The sequence below is a fragment of the Streptomyces spongiicola genome (assembly GCF_003122365.1).
GTDB classification, from domain to species: Bacteria; Actinomycetota; Actinomycetes; order Streptomycetales; family Streptomycetaceae; genus Streptomyces; species Streptomyces spongiicola.
In genome coordinates, this window is sequence record NZ_CP029254.1 from 3,383,607 (window position 1) to 3,410,006 (window position 26,400).

29 protein-coding genes, 1 tRNA gene, 1 other RNA gene and 3 pseudogenes are annotated in these 26,400 nt (G+C 68.6%); 15 read left to right on the forward strand and 19 right to left on the reverse strand.

Annotated features, from left to right (window positions below):
- Positions 1 to 51: 51 nt before the first annotated feature.
- Positions 52 to 150, reverse strand: an RNA gene (gene ffs / locus DDQ41_RS14825) — signal recognition particle sRNA small type.
- A 72-nt stretch (positions 151 to 222) separates the two neighbouring features.
- Between ffs and DDQ41_RS14830 the strand changes: the two genes are divergently transcribed.
- A tRNA-Ser gene (locus DDQ41_RS14830) sits at positions 223 to 310 on the forward strand.
- A 521-nt stretch (positions 311 to 831) separates the two neighbouring features.
- Complete coding sequence (locus DDQ41_RS14835) at positions 832 to 1,782, forward strand: IS5 family transposase (protein WP_109294922.1); 951 nt, start codon at positions 832 to 834, stop codon at positions 1,780 to 1,782.
- Positions 1,783 to 1,789: 7 nt separating this feature from the next.
- Here the strand turns inward: DDQ41_RS14835 and DDQ41_RS14840 are convergent, their stop codons facing one another.
- From DDQ41_RS14840 to DDQ41_RS14850, 3 genes are all read right to left on the reverse strand, one after another.
- Positions 1,790 to 2,332, reverse strand: coding sequence for a hypothetical protein (locus DDQ41_RS14840; RefSeq protein WP_109294923.1), 543 nt, complete (start codon positions 2,330 to 2,332; stop codon positions 1,790 to 1,792).
- A 154-nt stretch (positions 2,333 to 2,486) separates the two neighbouring features.
- Positions 2,487 to 3,068, reverse strand: a complete 582-nt coding sequence (locus DDQ41_RS14845) for an ImmA/IrrE family metallo-endopeptidase (RefSeq protein ID WP_109294924.1) — start codon at positions 3,066 to 3,068, stop codon at positions 2,487 to 2,489.
- A 2-nt stretch (positions 3,069 to 3,070) separates the two neighbouring features.
- Complete coding sequence (locus DDQ41_RS14850; RefSeq protein ID WP_109294925.1) at positions 3,071 to 3,457, reverse strand: helix-turn-helix domain-containing protein; 387 nt, start codon at positions 3,455 to 3,457, stop codon at positions 3,071 to 3,073.
- Between the two features lie 180 nt (positions 3,458 to 3,637).
- On the opposite strand from DDQ41_RS14850, the gene DDQ41_RS14855 reads away from it, so the two are divergent.
- The 5 genes from DDQ41_RS14855 (at position 3,638) to DDQ41_RS14875 (ending at position 8,495) form a co-directional block, all read left to right on the forward strand.
- Entirely contained in the window at positions 3,638 to 3,922 is a 285-nt protein-coding gene (locus tag DDQ41_RS14855; protein ID WP_109294926.1) for a multiubiquitin domain-containing protein, read from the forward strand.
- Positions 3,919 to 4,218 carry a hypothetical protein gene (locus tag DDQ41_RS14860; protein ID WP_109294927.1) on the forward strand — a complete coding sequence of 100 codons (300 nt, stop codon included), beginning with the start codon at positions 3,919 to 3,921 and terminating at the stop codon, positions 4,216 to 4,218. Before DDQ41_RS14855 ends, DDQ41_RS14860 begins: the two co-directional genes overlap by 4 nt.
- Before the next feature lie 67 nt (positions 4,219 to 4,285).
- Positions 4,286 to 5,983, forward strand: a complete 1,698-nt coding sequence (locus tag DDQ41_RS14865) for an IS1634 family transposase (RefSeq protein ID WP_109297466.1) — start codon at positions 4,286 to 4,288, stop codon at positions 5,981 to 5,983.
- A 383-nt stretch (positions 5,984 to 6,366) separates the two neighbouring features.
- Positions 6,367 to 7,650 (forward strand): ThiF family adenylyltransferase, encoded by a 1,284-nt coding sequence (locus tag DDQ41_RS14870; protein WP_262508465.1) that lies wholly within the window; start codon positions 6,367 to 6,369, stop codon positions 7,648 to 7,650.
- A 140-nt stretch (positions 7,651 to 7,790) separates the two neighbouring features.
- Positions 7,791 to 8,495 carry a restriction endonuclease gene (locus DDQ41_RS14875; protein WP_109294929.1) on the forward strand — a complete coding sequence of 235 codons (705 nt, stop codon included), beginning with the start codon at positions 7,791 to 7,793 and terminating at the stop codon, positions 8,493 to 8,495.
- Positions 8,496 to 9,439: 944 nt separating this feature from the next.
- Here DDQ41_RS14875 and DDQ41_RS14880 read toward each other — a convergent pair.
- From DDQ41_RS14880 to DDQ41_RS32020, 12 genes are all read right to left on the reverse strand, one after another.
- Positions 9,440 to 9,667, reverse strand: a complete 228-nt coding sequence (locus DDQ41_RS14880; RefSeq protein ID WP_109294930.1) for a YozE family protein — start codon at positions 9,665 to 9,667, stop codon at positions 9,440 to 9,442.
- Between the two features lie 191 nt (positions 9,668 to 9,858).
- Complete coding sequence (locus tag DDQ41_RS14885; protein WP_109294931.1) at positions 9,859 to 10,749, reverse strand: aKG-HExxH-type peptide beta-hydroxylase; 891 nt, start codon at positions 10,747 to 10,749, stop codon at positions 9,859 to 9,861.
- 56 nt (positions 10,750 to 10,805) lie between these two features.
- A complete protein-coding gene (locus DDQ41_RS31305) occupies positions 10,806 to 10,967 on the reverse strand; it encodes a hypothetical protein (RefSeq protein WP_162602684.1) in 162 nt (53 codons plus the stop codon).
- 89 nt (positions 10,968 to 11,056) lie between these two features.
- Complete coding sequence (locus tag DDQ41_RS14890) at positions 11,057 to 11,776, reverse strand: 2OG-Fe(II) oxygenase (RefSeq protein WP_109294932.1); 720 nt, start codon at positions 11,774 to 11,776, stop codon at positions 11,057 to 11,059.
- Complete coding sequence (locus tag DDQ41_RS14895) at positions 11,773 to 13,659, reverse strand: radical SAM protein (RefSeq protein WP_109294933.1); 1,887 nt, start codon at positions 13,657 to 13,659, stop codon at positions 11,773 to 11,775. Before DDQ41_RS14895 ends, DDQ41_RS14890 begins: the two co-directional genes overlap by 4 nt.
- 30 nt (positions 13,660 to 13,689) lie before the next feature.
- Complete coding sequence (locus DDQ41_RS14900) at positions 13,690 to 14,556, reverse strand: hypothetical protein (RefSeq protein WP_109294934.1); 867 nt, start codon at positions 14,554 to 14,556, stop codon at positions 13,690 to 13,692.
- Positions 14,553 to 15,476: an NAD(P)-dependent oxidoreductase gene (locus DDQ41_RS14905; protein WP_109294935.1), complete on the reverse strand. Its 924-nt coding sequence runs from the start codon at positions 15,474 to 15,476 to the stop codon at positions 14,553 to 14,555. The genes DDQ41_RS14900 and DDQ41_RS14905 overlap by 4 nt, the downstream gene beginning before the upstream one ends.
- Entirely contained in the window at positions 15,473 to 16,138 is a 666-nt protein-coding gene (locus DDQ41_RS14910) for a TylF/MycF/NovP-related O-methyltransferase (protein ID WP_109297742.1), read from the reverse strand. Before DDQ41_RS14910 ends, DDQ41_RS14905 begins: the two co-directional genes overlap by 4 nt.
- Before the next feature lie 5 nt (positions 16,139 to 16,143).
- A complete protein-coding gene (locus DDQ41_RS14915; RefSeq protein WP_109294936.1) occupies positions 16,144 to 16,614 on the reverse strand; it encodes an NUDIX domain-containing protein in 471 nt (156 codons plus the stop codon).
- Positions 16,605 to 17,474, reverse strand: coding sequence for an isocitrate lyase/phosphoenolpyruvate mutase family protein (locus tag DDQ41_RS14920; protein ID WP_217364436.1), 870 nt, complete (start codon positions 17,472 to 17,474; stop codon positions 16,605 to 16,607). Before DDQ41_RS14920 ends, DDQ41_RS14915 begins: the two co-directional genes overlap by 10 nt.
- A complete protein-coding gene (locus DDQ41_RS14925; protein ID WP_109294937.1) occupies positions 17,467 to 18,153 on the reverse strand; it encodes a dTMP kinase in 687 nt (228 codons plus the stop codon). Before DDQ41_RS14925 ends, DDQ41_RS14920 begins: the two co-directional genes overlap by 8 nt.
- Entirely contained in the window at positions 18,150 to 18,911 is a 762-nt protein-coding gene (locus tag DDQ41_RS32020; RefSeq protein ID WP_217364437.1) for a hypothetical protein, read from the reverse strand. Before DDQ41_RS32020 ends, DDQ41_RS14925 begins: the two co-directional genes overlap by 4 nt.
- 308 nt (positions 18,912 to 19,219) lie before the next feature.
- On the opposite strand from DDQ41_RS32020, the gene DDQ41_RS14935 reads away from it, so the two are divergent.
- Genes DDQ41_RS14935 through DDQ41_RS14945 form a run of 3 tightly spaced genes read left to right on the forward strand, consistent with a single transcriptional unit; the run spans position 19,220 to position 22,179 of the window.
- Positions 19,220 to 20,632, forward strand: a complete 1,413-nt coding sequence (locus tag DDQ41_RS14935) for a helix-turn-helix domain-containing protein (protein ID WP_162602685.1) — start codon at positions 19,220 to 19,222, stop codon at positions 20,630 to 20,632.
- A 59-nt stretch (positions 20,633 to 20,691) separates the two neighbouring features.
- On the forward strand, positions 20,692 to 21,693 hold the full coding sequence (locus DDQ41_RS14940; protein ID WP_109294939.1) for an asparaginase: 1,002 nt from the start codon (positions 20,692 to 20,694) through the stop codon (positions 21,691 to 21,693).
- A 27-nt stretch (positions 21,694 to 21,720) separates the two neighbouring features.
- The gene (locus DDQ41_RS14945) at positions 21,721 to 22,179 is read left to right on the forward strand and encodes a PPC domain-containing DNA-binding protein (protein WP_009311896.1); all 459 of its coding nucleotides are present in this window, start codon (positions 21,721 to 21,723) and stop codon (positions 22,177 to 22,179) included.
- On the opposite strand, the gene DDQ41_RS14950 is transcribed toward DDQ41_RS14945, so the two are convergent.
- Positions 22,166 to 22,789 carry a nucleotidyltransferase domain-containing protein gene (locus DDQ41_RS14950; RefSeq protein ID WP_109294940.1) on the reverse strand — a complete coding sequence of 208 codons (624 nt, stop codon included), beginning with the start codon at positions 22,787 to 22,789 and terminating at the stop codon, positions 22,166 to 22,168. The genes DDQ41_RS14945 and DDQ41_RS14950 overlap by 14 nt on opposite strands.
- Positions 22,790 to 23,115: 326 nt before the next feature.
- Between DDQ41_RS14950 and DDQ41_RS14955 the strand changes: the two genes are divergently transcribed.
- The 4 genes and pseudogenes from DDQ41_RS14955 (at position 23,116) to DDQ41_RS14965 (ending at position 25,110) form a co-directional block, all read left to right on the forward strand.
- Entirely contained in the window at positions 23,116 to 23,559 is a 444-nt protein-coding gene (locus DDQ41_RS14955) for an ATP-binding protein (RefSeq protein WP_109294941.1), read from the forward strand.
- Positions 23,560 to 23,651: 92 nt separating this feature from the next.
- Positions 23,652 to 23,978: pseudogene (locus DDQ41_RS32475) on the forward strand (transposase family protein); the annotation flags it as partial.
- A gap of 46 nt (positions 23,979 to 24,024) precedes the next feature.
- On the forward strand, positions 24,025 to 24,189 hold the full coding sequence (locus DDQ41_RS32480; protein WP_174720285.1) for a hypothetical protein: 165 nt from the start codon (positions 24,025 to 24,027) through the stop codon (positions 24,187 to 24,189).
- A 192-nt stretch (positions 24,190 to 24,381) separates the two neighbouring features.
- Entirely contained in the window at positions 24,382 to 25,110 is a 729-nt protein-coding gene (locus tag DDQ41_RS14965; RefSeq protein ID WP_262508466.1) for a methyltransferase domain-containing protein, read from the forward strand.
- Positions 25,111 to 25,115: 5 nt separating this feature from the next.
- Here DDQ41_RS14965 and DDQ41_RS32030 read toward each other — a convergent pair.
- Both DDQ41_RS32030 and DDQ41_RS32485 read right to left on the reverse strand, forming a co-directional pair.
- Positions 25,116 to 25,250: pseudogene (locus DDQ41_RS32030) on the reverse strand (IS21-like element helper ATPase IstB); the annotation flags it as partial.
- 295 nt (positions 25,251 to 25,545) lie between these two features.
- Positions 25,546 to 25,818: pseudogene (locus tag DDQ41_RS32485) on the reverse strand (IS4 family transposase); the annotation flags it as partial.
- A 171-nt stretch (positions 25,819 to 25,989) separates the two neighbouring features.
- On the opposite strand from DDQ41_RS32485, the gene DDQ41_RS14980 reads away from it, so the two are divergent.
- Positions 25,990 to 26,388, forward strand: a complete 399-nt coding sequence (locus tag DDQ41_RS14980; protein ID WP_109294943.1) for a hypothetical protein — start codon at positions 25,990 to 25,992, stop codon at positions 26,386 to 26,388.
- The last annotated feature ends 12 nt before the right edge of the window (positions 26,389 to 26,400 follow it).

Genomic DNA, 26,400 nt, shown 5'->3' on the forward strand with positions numbered 1-26,400 from the left:
GCGTCCGGAACGTCCGGAAGTACGACGACGGCGCGGCGACCACCGCACCGGAACGCAAGCGCCCCCCACGCACCCGCCAGAGCCGACCTACCCTTGCTGCCTTCCGGCCCTGGGGGAGTTCAGTCAGATAGCGCCACGTGAGGGGCTGCGCACAGACTACCTGATGGTGAGGGCGGGGAACGAGTTCGCGACCACTCCTCCGCGTCATGTAATGTTTCCGGCGGAGGATTCGCCTAGAGGCCTAGGGCGCACGCTTGGAAAGCGTGTTGGGGGCAACCCCTCACGAGTTCGAATCTCGTATCCTCCGCCACGGCTGACCAGCCGAAACGAAGGTCCCGACCGCACTGCGGCCGGGACCTTCGTCGTTCCGTGGTCTCAGTTTTGGTCTCAGTCGAGGGAACCTGCCGGATACCGGACCGCAAGGTCGGACAAGCGCTCGGGGCACCGAGCGGGCCTGCCGAAATCGTGGAGAACCCGAAGGGTCGTCGCCCAGCTCGTGGTGCCAGCACCGGGACCGGGTTTCGTAGTCCCGGTCAGGTGGAGCAGCAGGGTGCAGGTTGTGTCGCGCTGACCGCCCCGCGCCCACGGATAGCCACCCGTGCTGGGACCTCGACCGAGGGCCGCTGATCCGGCCGATCTGACGGCGCCCTCTGACATGCTTGGGCCACACCACTGGTAGTCACTAGCTGTTTCTCTACCGTCGGGCGTTCGATGACGTCCCGTACGGTGTCCTGGATAAGGTGACGGAGTGCGGGAGTGGGCATGGGAACGGGGCCCTGTTCATAGCGTGTCGGTTGTCTAAGCCAGCCACGCGAGGAACAAAGCCCCGTCATGCAGAACGCTACCGTCGTCCTGTCCGATCGTCCGTTGCCCGACCTGCGGTTCGCCGCGGAGTGTGACTGTCTCGCTCACTTGTACGGCAATGCCGGTGACCGGCCGCTGCGGGCCCGCGTCTACGCGACCGATCTGACGGACGAGGAATGGCAGATCGTCCGGCGGGTGATGCCTGTGCCGGGCTGGCTGTGTGGCCGCGGGGGCAACCCGGAGGGTTTCTGCCACCGCGAAATGATCGATGCGGTGCGGTACTTCGTCGACAACGGCATCAAGTGGAGGGCGATGCCGCCCGACTTCCCGCCCTGGTCGGCCGTCTACGCATTCCAGCATCGCTGGCACACGGACGAGCTCCTGGACGTGCTGCACGAGAGGCTGCGGGAGCAGGTACGCATCGTGGAAGGGCGGGACGATCCCGAGCCGAGTGCGGCGATCGTCGATTCCCAGTCCCTGCGCGGCGCCTCCACCCTGACCGGGGAGCGGCGCGGGTACGACGGGGCGAAGAATGTGTCGGGTTCCAAGCGTCACATCGCCGTGGACTGTCTGGGTCTGCTGCTGGTGGTGATGGTCACCGCCGCGGACCTGCAGGACCGCGACGCGGGTGTGGCCCTCCTGGAACGGGTGCGTTCCCTGTTCACGCGGGTGCGTCTGGTGTGGGCCGACAGCGGCTATGCGGGCGCCCTGGTGGATTGGGCCCTGCACGCCCTCGGCATGAAGGTCGAGGTGTCCCGCCGCGGCGACGACAGAGCCGGCTTCGTGGTGATCCCGAGACGTTGGGTGGTCGAGCGCACGTTCGCCTGGCTGGTGAACTGCCGTCGCCTGGTGCGTGATTACGAGCGCACCGCCGCCGCCCACGAGAGCTACGTGAAGTGGGCCATGGTCACCCTCATGACCCGCCGCCTGGCCGCCGCGGACCACGAGGCGGCCGCCGGACGGGCCCGGCGGGTGTGAGCGCCCGTCATCCTGCCGCGGTGAACTCCCGGCCGTCGGCGCTGGTCAGCCAGTCCCGCTGGACGAGCCGCTTGAGCTGACAGCGCACACCCTCCTGCCGACTGCGACCGGCCCCCTCACCGAACAATGCCTGGGCCACCTCCCGAGCCCGCACCGGTTCCTGCGCTTCCCTCACGAACTCGACGATCTTCGAGTAGAGGCCGGGCAGCCTGCTGGGATCGGAGTCCTCCTGCCGTTGCGGCACATACCGCGACTCACCTCCGGCTCCGGTTCCAGCGCCGGCACCTGCGCCGGCAGGGCTCCCTACCTCCGCGTCGGCCGGCGCCTCCCTGTTGTCGGACGGGCTGCAGGAAACAGCAGCCACACCGGCATCACCGCGCAGTTCCTGTTCGACCTCGTCCCAGATCTCGCTGCCGATACGCCAGCGGGCGATCTCCCTGTCCACCTGGGCCGCTTCCTCCTCCAGAGCGGTGATCCGCTGCCGGAGCTCGACGGCACGGGCTTCGAAGGCGCGCAGTCGGCGCGTCATGACAGCGGCGGGCGTGGGCACAGCAGAACCTCCGGGCTCGGCAACGAAGACACCACCACCCTGCACACCCGCCCACGAAGATCACAAACCGCAAACATGCAGCTCAGACACCTGATCGGTTGAGAAACAGCTAGTGAGACCGAGGCGTCCGGTTCGAGATGCAGCGTGGGCCCACCTACCGGCGTTTGGCTCTGGACCGTGTTGCGATCTTCCTGGCACCCGAGGCGTTCATGCGCATTCGTGCGAACTCGATGCTCACATCGAAGCGCTGAGCGACTTCGTCATCGGCAAGGTTGTCGAACGCGGCCTTGATTGCGGCGGACTTGGGGATCAGGAGCTCCGCGGAGAGGTCGTGTGCTTCCTGCTCCTTCACCTTCATCGCCGGGTCCAGGTTGCGGCACCCGCCATCGCTGACCAGAACACCACTGAACTCGTGCTCAAGAAGGAGGTGCCCCATCTCGTGCGCGATGTTCGATCGGCGCCGCTGCGGTGTATGCGAGGAGTTCACGAGGATGAAGCAGCCTGTCCCTGCCGGGACCAGGGCAGCGGACCACTTTCCTGCACCGGCGGAACCGAAGTACTCCAGCGCCGCCTGTGAGCAACCATGAGCGGCGAGGTCGCTCAGGCCGTACACGCGGATACCCCACTCGTCGGTCAGGCGCGTGAGGTCTAGGGGCTCGTGGAGGTCGACTCCGATCCGTCGACGTTCCTCGAGTGCCAGTTCTTCGAGCGCCTTCTTGGTCCACCGAGATCCCATGCTCACCCCACAGGGGAGTCGCGGTCGGAGGAGAACCGACGCATTGCCGCTCCGATCACCTCTTCCAGGTACCGCACGTCTTCTTCACCCAGGTCGCTTCGGGCGCGCAGGAGCGGGGCGAGTTGCACCAGCAGCTCCGGCTCGGCGGTGGGCTTGCCCTCGACGTCGGTGCCCGGATCGATCATGAAGTTCTCGGCCGGCAGGGAGAGCCACTGCACGAGGGCGGCGAAGGCGTCCACGTCCGGTCGGTGGCCATTGGCTAGCCGGGTCATGGTCGAAGGGCTGACGCCCACCTCTCCAGCCAACTGTCGCCACGAGAGTCCTCTCGTGGTCCGCGCGGCGTCGAGGGCCGCGTACAGAGCGGCCACGTTCACGCGGGTCCTGGCCATCGCCCTCCTCCTCTTGGTGTGGGGGTGTTGCCTCCTTTCTATCAGTGTTCGACATCTCAAACACCTCCGTGTTAGCGTGATCACGAGTGTTCGACATCTCAAACGATGTGAAGATCTCGAAACGCAGGCGTGCCCGCCTGAGACCAGGCGGCATCGGTACCACCAGAAAAGAGGAACGCGATGGACACGGACACCGCCATCGAGCCGACGGTCGGCCAGGACAAGCGCCGCCCCGTCGAGGTCACGATCACCGTGAACAACCAGCCCGTGATCCTGCCCGGCCGTGAGTTCACTGGCCTGGGGATCAAGCAGGCAGCGATCGCCCAGGGCGTACCGATCGACACTGGCTTCCAGCTGTCGGTCAAGCAGGGGAACGGGCGCTACGAGGTCGTCGACGACGACGAGCAGATCCGGGTTCACCCGAACCAGGAGTTCCTGGCCGTGCCCCCGGACGACAACTCGTGAGCGCCCTCGCTTCGGCGATCACCGAAGCGGTCGAGGCCATCCGGGCCCAGTTCGCCGGTCATCCGGTCGAGGTGGTCCCGGACGGCAATGGCGGTGTGTTTGTCACCGTCGAGGACGTGTCGGTCGGTCCCTCCTACGCTCCGGCTGCCACCTGGCTGGGGTTCCAGATCAGCGCCGCCTACCCGGACGCCGACGTCTATCCCCACTACCTGAGTTCCGCAGTTCGTAGGCACATACGGGTCTGTCGATCAGTGTCTGCGCAGGTCACGGTGTTTCGGTGCATGCGCGTCGCGTGAATCGCGTGGGCACACGCCTAGTCCATGAGGTATTGATCTTCTTGCTGTGATCGTTGATGCTGTGGGCATGTACTTGCGGACCACCCAGCGGAAGAACAAGAACGGCACGACGGTTCGCTATGTTCAGCTCGCGCACAACCGGCGGGTGGGCGGCACTACGCAGGCCGAGGTGGTGCACAATTTCGGCCGCGAGGACCAGCTCGACACCGACGGCCTGCGCCGTCTGGTCGCCTCGATCAACCGCTACCTGGGCGAGGACGGCGCTGACGCGGCCGCTCCGGCGGCCGGCGGCGGCCTGCAGGTGACCGGCTCGCGCCCGCTCGGGGCGGTCTGGCTTCTGCAGGGCCTGTGGCGGCAGTTGGAGATCGACGCCGCCCTGAAGAAGATCCTCGGCGCGCGCCGGTTCCGCACCGACGTCGAGCGCGTGCTGTTCGCACTGGCCGCCAACCGTGCCATCGCCCCGGCCTCCAAGCTGTCGGCGGCCGAGTGGGCCGGCCGCGACGCGGTGATACCCGGCCTGGAGGCCATGGACGAGAACCAGGCATACCGGGCCATGGACCTGCTGGTGGAGGCCGACGCCCAGGCTGAAGTGCAGGAAGCGGTGTTCTTCGCGGTCGCCAACCTCCTCAACCTCGAAGTCGACCTGCTGTTCTTCGACACCACCAATACCTACTTCGAACGCGACGAACCCGACGAGGGCGAGACCCCGTTCCGCGCCTACGGCAAGAGCAAGGACCACCGCGACGACCTGCCGCAGATCACCATCGGACTGGCTGTCACCAAAGAGGGCGTCCCGGTCCGGTGTTGGTGCTGGCCCGGCGGCACCAGCGACCAGGCGATCCTGCCGCAGGTCAAGGACGACATGCGCGACTGGAAGCTGGGCCGCGTGATCACCGTGGTCGACCGCGGCTTCTCCTCCGCGGACAATCTCGCCTACCTCACCCGCGCCGGCGGCCACTACATCGCCGGGATGCGCATGCGTGACGGAGGCGACCTGGCCGAGGCCGCGCTCGCCCGGCAGGGCCGCTACCAGAGCGTCCGCGACAACCTGCGCGTCAAGGAAGTCAAGCTCGACCAGGCCCCGGGCCGGCGCTTCGTCATCTGCCACAACCCTGCCCAGGAGGAACGCGACCGTCGCCATCGCGAGGAGGCCATCAAGCGGATCGAGGCCGAACTGGAGCGGATCCGGTCCCAGCGTGAACGTGACGCCAAGCGCGCGACCACAGCCAAGGCGCGGGAGCGGGCGGAGGCCGCCCACGTGCGCGCCGAGTGCGCGCTGATCGAACACCCCACCCTGAAGCGGTGGTTGAGAACGTCGAAGAACGGACGGCTGGCCATCGACCGCGCCAAGGTCAAGGCCGAGGAGCGTCTCGACGGCAAGTACCTGCTGACCAGCTCCGATCCGCACCTGAGTGCCGAGGAGATCGCGGTCGGCTACAAGGCTCTCCTGGAAGCCGAGCGCGGATTTCGTGATCTGAAAACGGTGCTGGAACTACGACCGGTCTTTCACCGTCTCGAACACCGCATCCGCGCCCACGTGCTGCTGTGCTGGCTCGCACTGCTGCTGATCCGCGTCGCCGAACGCCGCACCGGACAGACCTGGAACCGGATCAGCACCGAACTCGGCCGCGTGCACGAGGTCACCCTCACCGGCGACGCCGGACAGATCACCCAGACCACCCCGCTCACCAGCCAGCAGGCCGCCCTCTACCGCGCCTGCGGCATCAAACCGCCGCCACGGATCACCGCCGCAGACCCGGCCTGACCAGCCACAACGTGCCCACGTGGGCACACGCCCGCACGGGCGCCATCCCGACGTTTCCGCAGCTCAATCTCTGTTTTCGACTCATCCGCATGCCTACCAACTGCGGAACTCAGGCACTACGTCGGGCCGCTTTCCCGTACCGACGGGCAGTCCCATGGACCGGCAGTCCAGTCGACGGGCTGGCGCGGCCAGCCCGCACTGCAGATTTCGCGCCGTTCCAGCCGTCGTGACGGGGCCATCGACAGCGCGGCACTCAAGGCCGAAAGGATCCGCCGGTGGCTCGCCGACCAGTGAACCCGCCCGCCGAGGGATGGAGTCTGACCATCCCCCACCGCCTCTGGACGGAATTGTCTGCGCATCTGTTCCCGGCTGGCGGTGGGGCCGTGCTGCTGGCCGGCCATGCCGAAGGGGCGCGAGGCCCGCGGCTGCTGGCCTATGACCTGATCACGGCCACCAATGACGCCGACTACATCCCTGGTGAGTACGGCCACCGCGCTCTCGCCCCATCGTTTGTCCGGGATGCGGCAGTCCGTGCCCGTGACGAATCTGCGGCCTACCTTGCGGTCCATGCCCATGCGGGGCTGGATCGGGTTCGCTTCTCCTCCGTCGACACCGCGAGCCATGAGCGTGGGTATCCGGCCCTGCGGCAGATCACCGGACAGACGGTCGGTGGGCTCGTCTTTACACCACACGCCGCTGCGGGGGACCTCTGGCTTGCCGACGGCAGCCGCACACCCCTGACCGAGACCGTGATCCCGGGAGGCAATCTGCTGCGCCTTCGCCCCTGTCCGGCCACTGCCACACCCGCCGGGCCGGACCATGATCGGCAGGCCCGGCTCCTGGGCGACATCGGGCAGGAGACGCTGAACCGGCTCCGAGTTGCGGTCGTCGGCCTGGGTGGTGTCGGCAGCATCCTCGTCGAAGAACTTGCCCGCCTGGGGGTTGGCACGCTCGTCCTCATCGACGACGACACCATCGAGGCATCCAACCTGCCTCGCCTCGTAGCTTCCGGAAAGGACGACATCGGCCGGCTCAAGACCGACCTCGCGGCCCGGAACGCGCAGCGCGCCAATCCCCGCATTCGTCTGATCCCCAAGGCCACACGCGTGGAGCACCCCGAGGCCCTCAAGGAGCTGGCGCTCTGCGACTGGATCTTCCTCGCCGCCGACAGCGCATCCGCCCGCCACTGGGTCAACGCCACCGTTCAGCAGTTCCTCATCCCAGGCGTCCAAGTGGGCGTCAAGATCCCCGTCGATTCCGCCGGCTGCGTCGGCCAGATCCACACCGCCACCCGGATCATGCTCCCGGGCGACGGTTGCCTGTGGTGCAACCGGCTCATCGACTCCACTCAGCTCGCGATCGACATGCACCCCAAAGCCGAACGGGACGCCGCCCGCTACGTCCCCGCTGTCCCGGCCCCCAGCGTCATCACACTCAACACCCTCGCAGCTGCCGAGGCACTCAACCACTTCGTTCTGGCCGCCACCGGCCTGCATCATGACGACCACGATCACGCCGCCGTCATTCATCGCCCCCGTACTCGCCAGCGCGACCTGCAAGACCCCCGCCAGGACGTGAACTGTCGGTGGTGCACTCCGGCTGGCCGCCTCGGCCGCGGTGACGCTGAGGGCGTTGCGAAACACTTCGACGGCGCTGGGGGCGCCTGACGGGCGTTCGTTGGCTGACGGTGGCGCAGCCGACTATAGGCGGATGAGCGAAGTACCGGTTGTCAGCCATTGGCTGATCGGCGCCCTTACGGTTCGGTGCCTCCTCCTTGATCCTGCTGTGCCGGACCAAAGGGAGGGTCATGGCGGCGGCACGGAAGCGGCGGGTATCGGCTGCGCGCAAGCGGCGCCAGCAGCGGTTCAAGGTCGGCGCTACCGCCGGGGGCCTCGGCCTCGTCGTGTTGGTCACCTTGTGGAGCGTGATCTGGCCCTATCTCGTCGGTGCGCTCGTTCTCGGAGGCGTTGCTGGCAGTGGGTGGTGGTTGTGGCGTACCGATCAATTCATCCGGGGCGGTGATCGGCAGTGGCGGCATGACGAGGCTGTTAAGGCCGGGCGTCGGAAGCTTGCTGAGGTCGACGTGATGACGGGGAGGGAGTTCGAGGACTTCGTCGTGGACCTCTGCCGACGGGATGGGTGCACGGATGTTCGGAGGGTCGGCGGCTCTCACGACAACGGTGCTGACGTCCTGGGGACTCTTCCCGATGGGCGGAGCATGGTGATCCAGTGCAAGCGGTACACGCCCAAGCGCAAGATCCCCAGCCGCGAGGTTCGTGACCTGCTCGGCGCGAGGGTCCATTTCAAGGTCGACGTGGCGATCTTCGTGGCCACCACGTACTTCAGCAGGCCGGCTGAGAATTTCGCTACGGAGAACGACGTTCTCGCCGTCCATCGTGATCACCTCGGGCTGTGGAACAACGGGGCCTCGCTGCTGTCGCTCGGCACGGTGAACGGCCTGGGACAAGGGGATCGACGGCACCGGGAACGATGGAAGGCGACGTACGAGTAGGGACGTCTACCGGTGATTCGCCGTGGAGGTCCACGCCGATGAGGGAGCGCGTACACGAGCGCCGTGTCTGTTGAAGGGGTCTCGCCCCGCGATCCGGGGATGCTCGCGATCGACTTCTACGCTGCCGGCGCCTGGGCGCCACAGCGGTGCCGGTGCCGTTGACCAGTCTGGCGCCTCGGGACGCTGAGCCTGGACGGTCTCCTCACCCATTCCGTGGTTCGCGCCCCCACAAGAGCAGTCGCACGGCGTCCCCGGTGATGCTCCTGCGCAGCTCATCGAGCCGCAGAACGGCGTGCCGTCCTCGGCTGGATGCTCTCGGCAGAGCCTGGGTGGGCACGAGGTCTGCAGATACCAGTCCAGGCACGCTATGCCGCCGGTGAGTTCGCGGTCGAGGACAGCGAGCATGACGGGAACCATGTCGTCGAGTGTCGTGAGTGCGCTCCAGTAGGACACGGGCGCGGCGTTCCCGACAATGAAGTCCCGGTATCCAGATCCGAAGGTGCGTGCCATGGAATGGTCGCTCACGGCACACATGTCGGTGCTAAGGCCCAGCGGACGGTAGTCGCCTACCGCCAGGGAGTCGTCGGACAGATGAGCCCACCGACTGCCGACCAGCCTGCACTCGAAGGTGCCGCCCCGAATCTCCTCCCACTCGCGGATCATGCCGAGGAGGACGGTCCTCGTGTCGCGGCCGTCCGTAAGTCGTCGCTGGTTGGCGGGCACCTTGGTCAGGGCGCGAGTGACCGCGTCCTCGGCCTGCTGGGTTTGTACACTCCGGGAATTAGCTCTGTTGCGCGACGAGTTCAACCGGCTCCTCTCGGCCCCGCGTAGGTTGTCGCATCGCACCGCAGACTTCAGTCGACCTGGTTGTGACGTGCCTGCTGCAGTCTCCGTGCCGTGGAAGTCTCACTGCCGCCGCGCGGAAGCCTTCAGTCCGCCGAGGCTCATGTTCGGATCCCGTCGTAGCGGCTCCACGCCTTCTCAAGGGCATCCAGCGCACCTTCACAGGCGTTCATGGAGTCGAGGTACTCGTTGTAGAGCTCGAACGACTCGGGTTCGCCCTCGGGCCATTCGGCGTCGTCCCGTACGTCACGGGCGAGGTCACCGATGGCCGACTGTTCGCCGACGTGGCGCATGAGCCAGGCTCGAAAATTGCTCGGCTCGTTGGACATGCGTACCCCCTGGGGCTTCGTGATGCCAGCCCTTTGACGGCATCCCTTGCTCAACGCCTATCACGCACCGTTGTGTTCGGAGCAGTAAACTGAAATACCGACTGAAATCTTCCGTGCGTGACTGAAGTCTTCCGCGCAATCCAAAATGTGTAGTGGCGAACCGCAGGTCCCCCATCGAACTTGGGCGGATGCTACGCGGGACCCACGACCTTGCCGACTGCGCGGCCGATGCGTTCACGGATTTCGTTTGCGGGCACGTAGGAGAGGGCCTGCTCCAAGCATTCGGTAGCGGCAGCGAACTGGACCGCCTGCTGGCGCAGGTGGGTGTCGAGGAAGGGTACGACGGCGTCCGTGGCGCTGCGCCGCGCCTCCCGTACGTACAGCACGGTGAGGGAGAAGGCCCAGCACGCGTGGAGAAAGCCGAAGACGGAACGCCGCGTGCCTCGCCAGGGGGAGAAGAAGGTGACGTCGGCGGGGAGGCGAACATTGTTAGCGGCCAGGGCGTCGTTGAGCCAGTTGTGGGCGGCCTCGTGGATCAGGTCTCGGGCCATGACCTCGGGGTACGCGGTGTAATCGGTGAAGACCGTGCCTGGGAGGCGGGTGAGGGCCCAGCTGTGGAGGGTCTCGTCGAGCCGGCGGCGCTTGAGCAAGCAGATGACGGGGGCGTGCTGGGTGAGCAGCCTGCTGAAGCCGTGCTCGGTGGCGGAGGCGAGGGCGGCACGCATGATCACCTGGGCCTCGGGCGTGGCAGGGGCGGTGTCCGGGCCGACGAGGTAGTACGCGGTTTCGGAGATCTCCGAGCACAGCAGATCCGCGGGGCGTGGGCTGAGCACGAGGTGCGGGTCGACCGACAGGTGGGTCAGGTCTCGCACCGTCCAATTCCGGTACCAGGTAAGGCGGTCCGCGTCCCGGGTGCGTGCGGCATGTTCGGCGCCTTCGAGGAGGTGGTGGGCGACGGCGTAGTCGAGGGCGGACGAGCCGAGGCGGTTGCCGAGTACGGAGGCGATACGGCTGGTCCGGAGGCGCTGGTGGTCGGCGATTCCGCCGACGGTGACCAGGGCTTCCGGGGAGAGAGCGCTCATCTGGGACTCCGGGGTGGAACGGGGCCGGACCGGGACGGGCCCGGCCCCGTGGCGGGTCAGGTCTCGGTGGTGGGCTCAGCGGCGTTGGGCTGCACCGTGGTGGCCAGCCAGGTCTCGGTGGCCGCGTTGGAGGTGTGCGCGGTGGTGCGCACAGGGTCGCTGTCGCGCAGGGACGCGACTGCCTCCAGGAACTCGTCGAACGTCTTGTCTTCTGCCACTGCTCGCTCTCTCGTCTGGTCGGGGCCGTGGGTTGGGGGCGGGTGGCCGTGAGGCGGGCCGCGGGGTCCGGTCATGATGGCGAAGCTTCCTACTCGGAGACGAAGAGCGTGAGGAACTTGCGGACGCGGCCGGCACGGACAGGTTCTGTGCCGTGAATGAGCTGGCTGCCGAAGACCACGAGCGTGCCGGGTGCAGGTGTGACGCTCCATCGGGTGCGGGGCATGGTGCGGAACCAGGGGGAGGACATGTCCGTCCCGTCGTGTGCGAAGCGCATCCCGTGGGCGTAACCCGACTCAGTCGGTGCCTCGTCTGCGGTCCAGACGGCGTCGCTGCCCGTGGTCTCCACATAGAACGCCCCGCCGGTGTCCTGGAGGTCGGTGAGCGTGACCGTCGCGGCCGCGATCTGCCGGGGACGGGTCAGGGGATCGGGGGCGATGCCGTCCGCATGCGGGGTGATGTACTGGCCGGCGCCGTATTCGAGGTAGATCCATGGCCGGTGGCCGGTGACCGAAGGCAGGGTGCGCGTGACGGCGGCCATGTGGAGCTTGAGGGCTTGGTCGAGGAGGGTGGTCGCCTCGTACGGGATGTCGGTCATCTCGATCCGGCCGGCCGGCTCGTAGACGTCCTGCGCCTCGGAGGGGGAGCGACCGGGGATCTCGTGGATGGTCGTATGGCGGCCCGCGCCGTACCGGTCGCGCCCGAAGGAGCCGAGCGCGCCGTCCATGACGTCGTTGAGGCGATCGATCTCGTTCGGTTTGAGGAAGCTCTCCACGGTCCGGATGGACAGCGTCTCGGCGATGTGGATCACTGCTCGCCTCCATCGCTGGAGCGGGCGGCTTCGGTCGCGCAGGCACAGCGGGTGGACGGCGGGGCAGAGGCGGCCTCGGCCAGGGCCTCTGTGAGGACGTGCACGGCCTGGGCGAGGTCCTCGAAGTACTCGGCAGGTGCGATGCCGGCAGCGGGTACGAGATGGAGGTCGAGCGTCGGGTACGCCCGGCCGGTGGTGCGGCAGGTGAGCTCGCTGCGGCCGAGGACCAGGGAACAGGTCCCGGGCAGAGAGGGCTCGGCTCGGTCAGCGGCCCGGCACAGGCGCGCTGCCGTACGCGCGTACTCGTCGCGGTCGCGCGGCAGGATGCCGACCGAGAGGAAGCGGGGCTCGGCTCCGGGGAGGTCGGCGTACGCGTGGCCTTGGCAGCTGTCATAGGTGATGGCGTTCCAGCCTGCGGTGAGTGCGTCGACGACCGGGCGGATGCCGGGTTCGATGCCCTCGTACCACTGGGGATGGTGGGGGTCGAGATCGTCTGCCTCGTGCACGCCGGGGAGACCGACCGTGTTGATGTTGCCCTGGGCGCTGACCTGCAGGCGTGCGGGCTTGCGGGGCACAGTGGGGTCGTCCCAGCGGGCCATGAACGCCGCGACGTGCTGCATGTCATTGGGTCGGACGGGACGCCAGCGAAGCCGGGAACAGGAGGCGCCGGGCGGGAAACTCGGCTGGGCGAGGAGGGCGGCGACGCCGTCGATCAGGCGCATGCGGTGGTCGCAGTACGCGTCTTCGTCGCCCGCAGCGGCGAAGCGGAGGCGGACCGCCGGGCAGCCTGTGCCGCAGGAATCGCGGTAGTCGCAGGTCGTGCACTTCGTGACCAAGGAGCGTGCCTGCTGAAGCAAGGGAGAGCCGCCCTGGGCGCCGGCTATGTCCGCCTCGGCGTGTATGTCGCCGAGTGCGGCGAGGCTGGCCTGCGGCCAGGGCAGCTCGTCACAGCTTCCCAGGCGGTCGTCGGGATAGAGGGTGAGGACGTGGTCGCACTTCAAGTCAGAGAAGTGGCAGGAACGCGTCTGCAGACCCTTCAGACGGCGGATGACGGAGACGACGGGCTCCAGCTTGACGCGGCGGAACAGGCCGTCGGCAACCCAGTGGTGGGCGGCCTCCAACACGAAGTCGGCGTACTGCCGAGGCGTGACGGCCCAGGCCGGGCCGGTGGGGCCGATGGCTCGTCGCTGGAGTGCCCGACTGGTCGGCGCACGGGATCCGACCACCATGGTCGACCGGGTGACCGCCGCGTCGAAACACGGCACCAGGCTGACCGTCGTCACGGCGGGAAAGGAGGCGAGGTGCTCCATGACCTCGGAGGCCCGGCCGAGGACGTACGGGGTGACGGCGCAGATGACGCCGACGTTGCGTTCCCGACGGCCGAGGAGCTCCAGGGCTTCGACCACTCGGGGGTACGTGGGGCGGCCGTCGTACCCGACGCGCCACGAGTTCCCAAGCGCGTCCCCGTCGAGGGAGATGCCGATCTCCAGCTCCGGGCAGTGCTGCTCGAACAGGTCCAGCCACGCGTCGTCGAGCCGGAGGCCGTTGGTCTGGAGGCTCACGCGGAGGACGTTCGGCTGTGCGGCGAGCGCGTCCAGGATCTCCGCGATCCGCTCCCGGCCGGCGGTCAGGGGCTCCCCGCCGTGGAGTTCGATGCTGAGCGGGCGCCCGGAGAAGATCGAACCGAGGCGGTGGACCTGTGCCGCGTTGATCCGGGCGCCGCCCGGTGCCTCCTTGCGCTTCTCGAAGCAGTACAGGCAGTCGATGTCGCAGGTCTCTCCCCGGAGCTTGAGGATGACGGAGACCGCCGTGTCCGGCCCGGTGTTCGACAACGGGGCGTAGAGACTCTCCAGGTCCGTGGGGGCGGTGCGGGTGACGGGCATCAGAAGCCTCCCGAGGAGGAGAGGCGCGGTCTACGCGCCATCGGTGGAGACCGCGGACAGCCATCCGAGAAGCTGTCCGCCGGTGATGGGGATGTGGACGTCGCCGCGGCGAAGGAACCACCCGTCGGCGTACCGCTGGGGCAGCCAGCCGGCGTCTGGGGCGCCCAGACTGGGAGGCTTCTGCAGCGGGTCGTCGACGGGCCAGCAGCCCAGGAGCGCTCTGGCCACGCGTCGCTGAACCGGACGGAACCACTCCCACGTCTCCGCGCGAGCCGGGTTGATCGACGGGCGGGGCGGCGCGCCGGTGAGCAGCGGCAGCCACTTGTCGCCCAGGACGGGATGGCCGGCCGCCGCGCAGTCGAGCGCGGCGAGACAGGTCTCCAGCTTCCGGCATACGACGCCGACCGATTCGGCCAGGCCGTCCTCGACGAGGCCGGTCAGGTCCTCGGCGAGACTGGCCGCCACTTCGGCCTGGTCGGCGACCGCCCACCGTCGGTAGCCCTGGCGCTCCTCGGGAGCGAGCACCGGATTCCAGCGTCCGGAGCCGTAGGAGAGAGCGGTGCGCAGGCACATGAGGTCGTGCATCGAGGCGCGTACCCGGCGGAAGGAGCTGAGGTCGTCGCGGCGGACGTCGAAGGAGCGGAACAGGTGACGGAGTTCCTCCGCCCGCTGCGGCGCCGTCGCCTGGAGGTCGACACGGACGCCGTCCACGATGCGGGACTCCCACACCGGAAGGGTGCCGTCCACGATGCCACGCAGGTCGATGTCGCTCGCCGCGTGGGCGAAGCCGCAGGCGAGGGCTCCCTCCAGCCAGACCTCACGAGCCTCGCCGGACGCGAGCAGAGACTGGGCGACTCTGTCGGCGATCTCCCGGCGCAGTCGTGCCGATGGGTTCACCGGTGCCCTCCTTCGATCAGGATCTTGTCGGCGGCGGTGATTTCCTTGAGGAGATCGATGGCCCATCGGTCGAGTGCGCCGCGCACGTCGGAGCGCTGGGCGCCGATGTGGGGCGAGGCCAGGAGGTTGAGCGGCGTCGTGGAGCCGGTGAGGAGTGGCAGGTGCTCCCGCTCGACCGGGTCGAGGGCGAGGCCCGAGAGCCTCCCGTCCGCCAGCGCCCGCAGGCAGGCCGCGACGTCGAGGGTCTCCAGCCGCCCGGCGCAGATCAGCAGAGGCCGCTGCGGAGTGACACGTGCGAGGAAGTCCTCGCCGATGAGCTGTTCGGTCGTGGGACGCAACGGCAGAGCGATCACATGTACCTGCGACTGCTCCATGAGGGCTGTCGGCGACAGCTCACGCAGACCGGGAGAGTTCGACGGCCACGCGGCGAAGGCCGTGCGGTCCACGTAGGGAGCGAGGGCCCACTCGGCGGCCAGCCCCACCGGGCCCGCGCCCCAGATTCCTGCGGTCAGGGTGCCGAGTGGTGCTCCCATGCACGCATGCTTCTCGTGCTGGCCGAGCAGCAGCGCGTGCTGCCCCAAGGGGATCCGCCGGGCCAGGGCGAGGGCAGCGGCGAGGACCCACTCTCCCACGGCGCCCGCGCCGGCCTCGGCGTTGCGGTGCAGTGTGATGCCACGGCGTTGGAGGGCGCTTACGTCGATGTGGTCGATGCCGGAGCCGGTCCGTACGACGTGCCGCAGGCGGGGCAGTGCGTCGAGCTCCCGCTCGCCGAGTCGGACACCGGAACGCAGGACGACCACGGCCGTGTCGGCTGGCAGAGGCCACTTAAGGTCGAGAAAATCGTGCACGAGGACGCCGGGCAGGGCGCGGCGGATCGCACCCGCATCCGCCGCTCCGCGCACCACGAGGACTGCGCTCATCCGAGGGTCCCCGGCTTCTCGTACCGGCCGAAGGCGAGATCACCCTCGCCGACGACGACGGTCACGGGCGATGGTGCGCCGAAGTACGCGTCGCAGGCGCGCTTCACCCCCGGGAGCCCGTCCCAGGCTCGCGGATTGACCGCCGTGTCCGCGTAGTCGTCGACGAGGAGTACGCCCGTCGGCACGAGGCGGGGGACGCAGTGCGTGAATCCCGTGAGAGTCGAGTCGTAGAAGTCGCCGTCCAGGTAGGCAAACGCGATCTCGCTGGGTAACTCCTTGGGAAGGGTCTCGTCGAACCATCCCGGGTGGATGACCGGCGTCGGCCTGTCCCAGGCCGTGTGCGTGGCGCGTACGTCGTCGGGGGACGACCGGAGCTCGCCCGCCGCCAGGTGGTCCGAGTCCTCGTCGCCGGGCGCGGGCATGCCCTGGAAGGAGTCGTAGACGTGGATCTCGCGGTCGCGGTCGCCCAGCGAGTCAAGCACGCTACGGATCCAGAGGGCCATCGCACCTCTGTAGCAGCCGAGTTCCACCACAGGTCCGGGCAGACCGCGGGCGGTCAGAGCAGCGAGCTCGTCGGCGATCACGCGGAGCCGGTCTGCACAGACCGTCCCGGAGTGCTCCCGTAGCAGCCACTCCCGCAGATCGTTCAGCTTCGGATCCATGAAGGTCACCACCTGTCCACGAAGGGGTCGGCGAGCTCCCCGTTCAACGCTGCCGACAGCGGGCGGTTGATCCGGGGCAGCAGGTACACGTCGCCCAGACGTTCCAGCGGAATCCACTCGAAGCCCACCTGGATGGGGTCTGGCGGTTCCGGCATGCGCGGCTCGGCGTCGTCCACCTGCTCGGCGAGGAAGTTGAACTGAACCTTCTGCACGTCCCCGAACTCGCCCTGCCACGACTCGGGCACGTACTCGACGACGCACAGCAGATGCCGGGCCACGACCTGGAGGCCGGTCTCCTGTGCGACCTTGCGGTTCACGGCTTGGCGCAGGTCCTCGCCGACCTGGGCCTTGCCGCCGGGGAGGTTGTAGTGGAACCCGGTCTCGTCGTCGTACGACAGCAGCAGGACGGCGCCGTCGCGCACGATCGCCGCCTTCACAGAGACACTGATCCGAGGCAGCTCAGGCGTCAGAGGCACGACAGCGCCTCCGGTTCGCCGACGCGCATCAGGTCGCCGACCTCCGCGAGGGACCCCGCGACGGTGGAGCGGAAACTCCCTCCGCGCCGGAACTGACGAGCGGCGGTGCGCATACCCGCGAGCGCGGCACGGCTCAGCTGGTTCGCGTAGATGCAGAGGCTGAAGCCGGCCTCGCCGAGCTCGGCGGCGCTCACGTCGGGGAACGCCGTGGGCACGCTGACCAGCGGCACGCCGTGGTTCCACGCACGTCCGATTGCCCGCGCCTGATCACCGGCCGCGTCCTTTGAGTGGATGAGGATCGCATCCGCTCCGGCCTCGGCGTACGCCTCGGCGCGGGCGATCGCCGTAGCCATGCCCTCGCCGGCAATCAGGGCCTCGGTGCGGGCCACGACCACGAGGTCATCACCGGCGAGCTTCCGTATGCGCCCCACCTGCTCGCACAGCAGATCCCGGTCAGCGAGGCTCTGGGCACGGTGGGCCGCGAAGCTGTTGCATTTGGGGTACGCGCTGTCCTCGACACACACTGCTGCGGCTCCGGCGCGCATCAGGTCGTACGCGAACCGCTCCGCCGTGCGCCCCGAGCCGCCCGCGTTGTCGATGTCCACGATGACGGGCAGCTCGGTGACACGGCCGAGCGAGGCGACCACGTCGGACAGGTCCCGGGGGCCCAGGACGTTGGCGTCCGGCAGCCCGGAGGCCGCGGACACCTCCAGACCGCTCACCCACAGGGCGTCGAAGCCCGCTTCCGCCGCGACGTGCGCGGCGAGTGCGTTCACCGCACCGATCGCCAGAAGCGGGTGCTTCCGCTCGCTGTCGTCGAGGGTCTCGCGCAGACGCGTCCCCTTCGGGTCGTCAGCCATGGATCTTTCCTCCTTCCGCGGGGGCGGCGAGCGACGGCACCAGCTGCCGTTCGCGCAGTACGTCCCAGGCGGCGAGCAGCATCTCGGACCGTGGCCGGCGGGCGTCCAGGCGGACCACGTCGCCCAGGAGCGGGAACTCGTCGGGCTTCGAGACCACGGCCTCGTAGGTTTCGCGAACCCGGCTCTGGACGTCGCGCACGTCCCAGTCGGCCCGCACGGCGTCACCCTGTCGGGCCTGCGCCCGGCTCATCGAGGCGTCGGTCTCCAGGTCCAGGACGAGCGTGATGTCCGGGGCTACGGTGAGCTGCGCGGCCAGCGCCCCGTACGTCTCCGATGCCCTCATGCCGTGCTTCACGGCGAAGAAGGCCAGCTCGCTGAGGAGCCAGCGATCCGCGATCACCGGCCGGGCCGCTCGCTGGGGGAGCACGAGGCGATCCAGCGTGGCCCGCTTGTCCGCCACGATCGCGGATAGGTAGGCGTCGCGGATACCGGCGTTCGGCTGGTACTTACCGGTGACGATGGCAGCGGCCTGGTCGGGGGCGAGGAAGTTGGTGGTGAGCACGCACAGCGGGGTGACGCCGTAGAGCCCCTCCCAGAGCCGGAACAGACCCTTGCGCAGCGTCGTCTTGCCGGTGCCGTCGAGCCCCTCGATGACGATGAACGGATAGCGGTGGTTCATTCGACCTGCCCCGCCCCCGTGCCGCCGGCGTACTTGGTGAAGCGACCCCGCCAGCGGGCCGTGGTGGACACCAGGTCCACCAGCCGCAGCTCTGCCAACTCGTCGATAAGGCGGGGCAGCTCGGGCTCGGCGCAGATACCGGCCTCGATAGCCCGGCAGTACGCGGCGCGGAGGGTGGGGTCGTCGACGGAGCCGCGCAGCGCCGCCTCGATCACTCGCGTAGCCATTCCGTAGGCCACGGTGCCCACCGCGGTGCCCAGGGCCTGCTCATGCAGCGTGCCCGGGTGCGGCTCCAACGTGATGTGGTGCACCCCGCGGTGGCGGATGACCGCGAAGAAGCCCACCCACCATGCGGCGGCGGCGCTGACGGCGGTCACGGCGCCGCACCAGGCCGCCCCGGACTGCTCCGCGAGGAGGTTCTGGGCAGCGGTGTCGGCGGCGCGGTGAAGTGCCCCGCGCCGGTTCCGCGACTCCGCTCCGTGTCGCTGGGGCAGCTCCCACCAGAAGCCGAGCCCGGCGTCCTCGAGCAGCGCCATCGCGGACTCGTCGCCTGCCGGCAGCGGAGACGGGCGCTGGGCCAGCACCGAGACATCGGCGCTCGGCACGTCCGGCAGTGCCTTCTCTTCGGCGACGGCAGCCCGCCATTCATCGAGATGGAGATGGAGCCGCTGGGTCAGCAGCCCGTCCGCCAGCGTCTGCCAGGCATGGATCAGCGGCGGCGAATCGGGGGGCCTGGGCGGCAGGGTCAAGGAGGTCACAGGTCGGATCCTCACGTGTCCGGGGAGTCGCGGCACGCGGCTCCGGTCGGTGGTGCTCCACCACGATGGCCGCCATGAAGGCCCACGCTTATGAGCGTTTATGAGCCTCACGAGCGGACTGTGTCCGGGTGGTCGCAGAGCGAGGCAGAATGCCGACCATGGTCGACAGCGGACAACGGCGGTGTACGCGCTGCGGTGCCCTTCTCAGCCGCTTCAACGCCGGTACACGATGCGCCTCGTGCCAGGACGGTCCGGCCGCCCGCCGGGCCGACCCGGCCTTCTGGCGTGATCCGACGGTCCGGCGAGCCGTGGCCGCATGGGAACTCGGCACCGTCGTCAAGCTGTTCAGACAGCACACGGGCCTCTCCCAGGCCGGTGTGGCGCGGATGGTCAACATCGACCAGGCCGAGGTCAGCAGACTGGAACGCGGACTCAAGCAGATCCGTGACCGACGGCAGTTCGTCCAGTGGACCGATGCGCTGGGAGTTCCGGAGGAGCTGCTCGGACTCCTGCCCACGGCCGATCCGCACATCCCGGACTCCAAGGGCCGACCGGGGGCGGCGGATGTCGGAGCTCGTGGGTACGCGGCACTGCCCGAAGGGCCGGGCCAGCTTCTGTTACCCGCCGGCCGGTCCGTCTCGACGACGGCGCTTCCCGTGCTGACCCTTCCCGCGGCCTCCTTCCTCGGGGACAGCCTGAGACTCGACTCCCGCCCGGAGCTGGATGCCTGGCGCACCATGCCGATGCGCGCGCTCATCGTCGCGAACCGCACGGTGGACGGGGCGGTCCGGCAGTTCGTCACCGACGCCCGACCAAGCGGCGTACGCGCCACCGCCTCCGACCCGGTCTACATCCCCGCCGCGTACGAACTGGACGACCTGACCTACGGCATCCTGTGGGCCATGTCGGGATTCGAGGCAGCACTGCTCGGCGACGACCAGACCCTGCACACCTCGCTCGCTTCGTTCACCGCTTCCCCGGGCTTGCCGCTCGCCTCCGATCTCGGCCTCACCGAAGTCTCCCGAATGCTGATCGGCTCGGAGACCGCAGCCCGGTACATCCTGGGCCACCGTGACCACCTGGGCGACGCACCCGTCTTTTGGACCAGGGAACAGCACGGTGAGGAGGCCGCCACCTGGCTGTTCTTCCGGCACAAGTACCAGTACCTGGAACGAATGGCGCCCAAGCGCCCGGGCGGTACCAGCGGTCGGGGGTTCTGCGTCCCCGAGGCTGCGGTCGCCTCCTCGCCGGCGTACGAGCGCGTTCTGCTCTTTCTCGCCATCGCGCTCATGGAGTCCTCCGGTATCCGCACCTGGGTGACGGACGACGGAGGCTTCGCCCACACCGACGGCTTCGCGCTCTCCCACGGGCGACGCGCCGTCATCGCCACATGGGTAAGGGCCGAGGGGGCGTCCCACCTCGCGGTCACCGCGCGGCCGGGAGCCCTGCGGACGTTCGCCGATGTGACGAGTCACGTCAGCCAGCACTCGGCCACGGCGGCTGAGCAAGCCGGACAGCGCCTTGCGGCAACGGCTGAGTACCTCGGCCTCGACGCCTCCTGGCTCGGTCGCCGGTGCGCACAGTTGTCGGCCGTCGGCACGGAGCGGCTCGCCCGGCCGCGCAGCCGGTTGCTCGGCCTCGAAGGGCTGGAGGCCGCCTGCCGGTTCGTGGCCGAGCAACTGGTGATCATTCCGCGTACCCGGACGGCGCCGACCCGATAGCCTGCCTGAACCACTCGCGAGGCCGTGCTCGGCGGCGTCCGGACAGGGGAGCAGGGGATATGACGGAGTCGGTCAGGAACGTGGCGGTCTTCTCCCTCGGCGGCACGATCGCCATGACCACCGATCCCACCACCGGAGGCGTCGTACCTGCGCTCTCGGCCCACGAACTCCTCGCCGCGGTACCCGCCCTGGCCACGAGTGGCATCGGCCTCAAGGTGCGGGACTTCCGACGTCTGCCCGGCGCCTCCCTGACCTTCGAGGATCTCACCGCACTGTCGGCCGCGATCGCGGCGGAGCTGGAGACCGGAGACGTCGACGGCGTCGTCATCACCCAGGGCACCGACACCATCGAGGAGACCGCCTTCCTCCTCGACCTCTACCACGGCCACGAGCAGCCGGTCGTCGTCACCGGCGCGATGCGCAACCCCACCCTGCCCGGCGCTGACGGTCCGGCCAATCTCTACGCCGCAGTCCTGGCCGCAGCTGACCCCGGCCTCAGCGGCGCCGACTGCCTCGTCGTACTCGGCGACGAGGTCCACTCGGCACGGGCCGTCCGCAAGTCCCACACCACCAGCCCCGGTGCCTTCGCCTCACCGGCGTGCGGCCCGATCGCGCGGATCGCGGAGAACCGGGTCCGGATGGTGGGCGGACTGCCGCGCCGCGGACCGCTGGTCGGCGCCCCCGACCGTGAGGCGCGCGTCGGGCTCTACACCGTCACCCTCGGCGACGACGGCGCCCTGCTCGACGTGTGGGACGGCAACTGCGACGGACTCGTGGTCGCGGCCTTCGGTGTCGGCCACGTCCCGGAGCGCCTCGTCGAAGGGCTTACCAAGCTCGCGTCCCGCATCCCCGTGGTCCTCGCCTCCCGCATCGGCAACGGACCTGTCCTGTCCGACACGTACGGCTTCCCCGGCTCCGAGAAGGACCTACTCGGACGAGGACTCATCAGCGCCGGAGACCTCGGCCCGTACCAGGCGCGGCTCCTGCTGCACGCCCTGCTTGCCCAGGGCGCTGACGGGGCGACGGTCCGCGAGACCTTCACCACCGCCTCCACCCGCTGATCCCATCTCATCAGGAGACACCCGCGCATGCGTGCTCACGAGCTGACCGTCGGCCGTACCTTCGGCGTCACCTTCGACCACGGGGAGGACTTCTTCGAGGCGCTGTCCACCTTCTGCCGGGATAACGGCGTACGGCAGGGCTACATCCCCTCGTTCATCGGAGCCTTCGCGGAGGCCGAGATCGTGGGCGCCTGCGAGAAGCTCGCGGACCCGGACGCACCGGTCTGGGCGAAGACGTACGTCACCAACGTCGAGGCGTTCGGCGCCGGCACCCTCGCCCACGACCCAGCCACCGGCGGGATACTCCCGCACATCCACGTCTCCGCCGGCCTGAAAGCCCAGTCGGCCGACGGCAGGACGAGCCACCTCCTGAGCGCCAAGGTCCAGTTCCTCAGCGAGCTGCTGATCGTGGAGGTCACGTCGCCCACCATGACCCGGCCCCGGAATCCCGACCTCTACGACGTTCCGCTGCTCACGTTCGGCTGACCGGCAGGAGTCGGCGGAGCCAGGGGTGGCCGGGCGCGATTACCTTGATCGCGTCCGCCAGCCAGGCGCGTGCCGGAGCGTCCAGCAGTGGCAGTACCGCTTCGAAGTCGGCCTCGTCCTTGTCCCGGGTCGCCTTCGCCTTGTAGAAGAGCTGCACCTCGGGCGCGAGATACGGGATGCCCGTCTTGCTCGTTCGCCCGAGTTGGTCGATCGGGAGGCGGATCGCCGGGTCTCGCCGCGAGACCCACTGGGTGCCCTCGGCCTCGTCCAGCATGAGCTGCACCGACCAGGGCGCCTTGGGCGTGCGGCGGCACCAGATGTCGTGGAGCGGCGCCCGTAGGACCTCTCCAGGACGCCACGGTCGCAATTCCCCCTGGCCGGGCGGGTCCGCCACGTACAGGTCCCAGTCGGCCAGCAGTTCACGTACGAGGGCTTGGTCGCGTCGGAGGACGAGGACGTCGAGGTCGCCGTGTGCGCGCAGCTCGCGGCCGACCGCGAGTTCGATCGCGTAGCCACCGGCGATCCACCACGAGAAGTCCGTCTTGGCGAAGTCCGCGGCCACATCCTCAGGACGATCCGGCACCCAGCGTCCCAACACGTCAGCACTCACCCGCCCATACTCCCAGTGATCAGAGAGGCGCAGGCGAAGGCCGACGGCGGGTCGGCGGTCTCGCTGGAGCGCCCTGTCGCCCGCTCGCGCCCCCTACGCTCATAAACGCCCATGAGCATCAGGGACACCGGCATCCATCGTTGAGCGCGTGACTCGCGACCGGCCTCGTGGCTGGTACCTGAGCCACGATCCTCCCGGGGCCGCGCGAAGCCAGGGTGATTCGTGCTGCCGTACGCCTCTCAGCGGCGTACTGGCCGCACTTCCGCGACCACGTCGCAGCTCCGGGAGAAGACCATCGCTGTCACCCACAGGAGGTCTGTCGCCCGATGACCAGCACGCCATCCGATGCTGTCGGCCTCGTGTACCGCTGGACCGACCGCACCCTCAACCCGACCGGCGAAGCCCGCGCGGTTCTGCGACATGTCCTCAAGGACTTGGGCCTGTCCGGGGACGTCGTCAGCGACGGGGTCTTGGCCATCCCGGAGCTCGTGGCGAACGCGCACGAGCACGCGTGCGGCCCATACGAGGTACACCTTCGCTCTGTTGCCGGGAGATACATCTGCGAGATCCACGATGGCAATCCGCTGCTTCCTACGGACCTCTACCTGGCTGCCGTGCCCTCGCTGGAAGCCACCGCGGCAGAGGTAGTGAGCGGGCTACTCACTGAGCGCGGAAGGGGCCTGCACATCGTGCACGAACTGACCCGAGGACAGTGGGTCTTCCAGGTCACGGACTGCGGAACCAAGGCTGCCTGGGTGGCGCTGGCCTAGGCTTCGGCTGCTAGGTCACCCCCGAGGCGGCCGGGCCTGGGACTCCGGGGTGCTGTTCATCTGCGTTAGCGCGTGCGGCCTCGATCGCATCCGTGGGGCAGCTATCAGCACTGGCCCCACTGACCCTCGACGGCACGCTGATCGAATCGGACCGCCTCGCCGGCGTCCGGGACAACGGCAACGACTGGTGGTTCAGCCAGAAGCACGAGGCGTTCGGCGGCAACATCCGGTTTCTGGCCGCCCCAGACGGCACCCCACTGTGGGTCTCCGACGTCGAACCCGGCTCCACGCCCGACATCACGGCCGCCCGCATCCACGCCCTGCCCGCCCTGCACAAGGCGGCGGCCGACGGCCTGCCGACCCTTGCGGACAAGTGCTACATCGGAGCGAGGATCGGCATCCTCATCCCGGCCCGCCGCCCAAAGGGCAAATCAGAACGGGTACTTCACGTCGACACCCGCATGTATGTTCAACACCCTGCTGCGGCACGTGCGGGCCCCGGGCGAGCGGACCGCCGCCGAGCTCAAGCAGCGATGGCGGGCCCTGCAGCACGTCACACTCAGCCCCAACCGGATCGGAGACATCGCCCGCGCCGCCCTCGCCCTCGCCCTCGACGGAATCTGGAAGTGATCACCGTTGAGAGAACCTCAGTGGCTTCGTTCACTTCAAAGGGCAGCTCTTGTTTGCCGGTTCGGGCCCCAACTGGCGATCTTGGTGCTCGTGGATGTTCACGAGAAATGACATCAGGTGGAGATCCGGAGTGTTTGACTGGCCCTCATGTCATCGACTCTTGGTGTGTCCCGACCTGACCAGGCTTCCTATATGTTGCGAACCGCGGCCAGCGACGCTGGCCGCGCCTACAAACAGCAGTTGCTTGACTTGCTGGACATCCAGGCGGGCCAGACCGCTCTGGATGTGGGGTGCGGCCCGGGCACCGATCTTCCGGCCCTGGCGGAACGCGTCGGTGACAGTGGCATGGTGATCGGTGTCGACCGTGACCCGGCCATGCTCATCCAGGCCAGGGAGCGAACCGGCGACCTGGACCAAGTGGAGGTGCGTGAAGGGGACGTGCACGCTCTTCCTCTCGTGCCGGGAACGGTAGACCGAGCCAAGGCCGACCGGGTCCTCATGCATGTTGCCGAACCCGCGGACGCTCTTGCGCAACTTCATCGCACGACTCGGCCAGGTGCCCGAGTCGGGCTTGCCGAACCGGACTGGGACACCTTGATCGTCGACACTGAGGATCTTGAGACAAGTCGCGCTTTCACCCGCTTCATCACTGCCGAAATAGTCCGAAACGCGACCATCGGGCGGAGCCTCGCACGTCTCGCCGAACAGGCAGGCTTCCACGTCGACACTGTGCTCGGCACGACGCCGGTCTTCCAAGACTTCCATGAGGCGGACCACACACTGGGCCTCGGCCGAAACATGCAGAAGGCCATTAGCGATGGCCACATCGACCGAGACCGTGGCCGTCGCTGGTTCGACGGTCTCTCCCAAGGACCGTTCTATGCGTCGTTCACCCTCGTCAGCGTGATCTGCTCCCGTTGATTCCGTCAGCCGGCCTTGGAGGGTTCCTCGGCTCGGGCTCGGGTGCTGGCGAGGCGGTAGGAGCCGGTTCCGGTCTCGATGATGGTGCCGTTGAACGTGAGCCGGTCAACGATGGCCGCGCAGAGGCGGGGGTCGGTGAACCGGGAGAGGAGATTCCATCGGCTACGAAATTCTCCAGCACTGCAAAGCGGCCCATCCACCAGGTTCGGCAGGCCGCTGACGACTCACGGGACAATGCCGTTCAGTTAGGCGGCTCGGGCGATTTTGACCTTGGGTGGACGGTCGTGTCGGGTTCCAGTGTCGTGCGGGCGTTTGACCCGGTAGGAGTTGTGGCGGGCCCGTTTGACAACCCGGCGGTAACTGCGGTGGCGACGTGGGGGATTGAGGCGCTGGAGGAGTTCGGCGGTGGCCGCCTGGCGGGCGGTGTCCTGGTGGTCAGGGGGGAAAGGCCGCCTGGTCGGGGACCTGGCGGCGGGTGATGCGGACGGCGCGGAGGAAGGAGAGCCGGTCGGGGTCGAGTCCGGCCTGGTCGGCGGCGCGCGTCATGAAGGACCGGATGGCGTGGTGGGTGAGCAGTAGCCCGTAGATCTCCTGCTCGACCAGCTCCGGGCTCTTCGAGCGCAGGACGGCGGCCGGGCCCAGGAGCTGGGACTTCAGCTCCGCCAGCGCCGTTTCGTGTTCCCAGCGCTGGTGGTAGGCCCAGGCCAGCGGCCCCTGCCGGGGCCGGGCTCAGAGGTGTCCACCACTCCGGGACAGGTCCCCAGTACTGCTCACCCCCTCTGCCGCGTGGTTGCGTACAGCCGGAACCGTGCGACTGTGGTCGTGGCGACCTGGTCTGCGTCATGATGGCCAGTCTGAGCGCGTCGAAACGGGGGCGTTATGGAAGGCTCCGACCTGATCCTCGCGGCCCTGGCGGCCGGTGGGACCGCCGCGGTCGGCCAATCGGCCACACTCGCGGTCAACAGTGCTCACACGGCGCTGCGTGAGCGACTACGGCAGCTGTTCTCCCGGCACCCGCAGGCCCCAGCCGCTCTCGATCTCCACGAGCAGGATCCCGACGCCTTTGCGCCGGCGATCCGCAGCTACCTCGCCGGGACGGGTGCCGACTGCGATGAGCAGGCGCTCCGTGCGGCGGCGGAGATCCTGCGGTCCGTCGATCCCGCGGGTTCGGCGAGCGGGAAGTACCGGGTCGACGTGGGCGACTCACAGGGTGTCCAGATCGGGGACTTCGGAAACCAGCAGAACACGTTCGGAGCGCGCCCGGCCGGGGCGGAGTGACGAGCGCCGGCC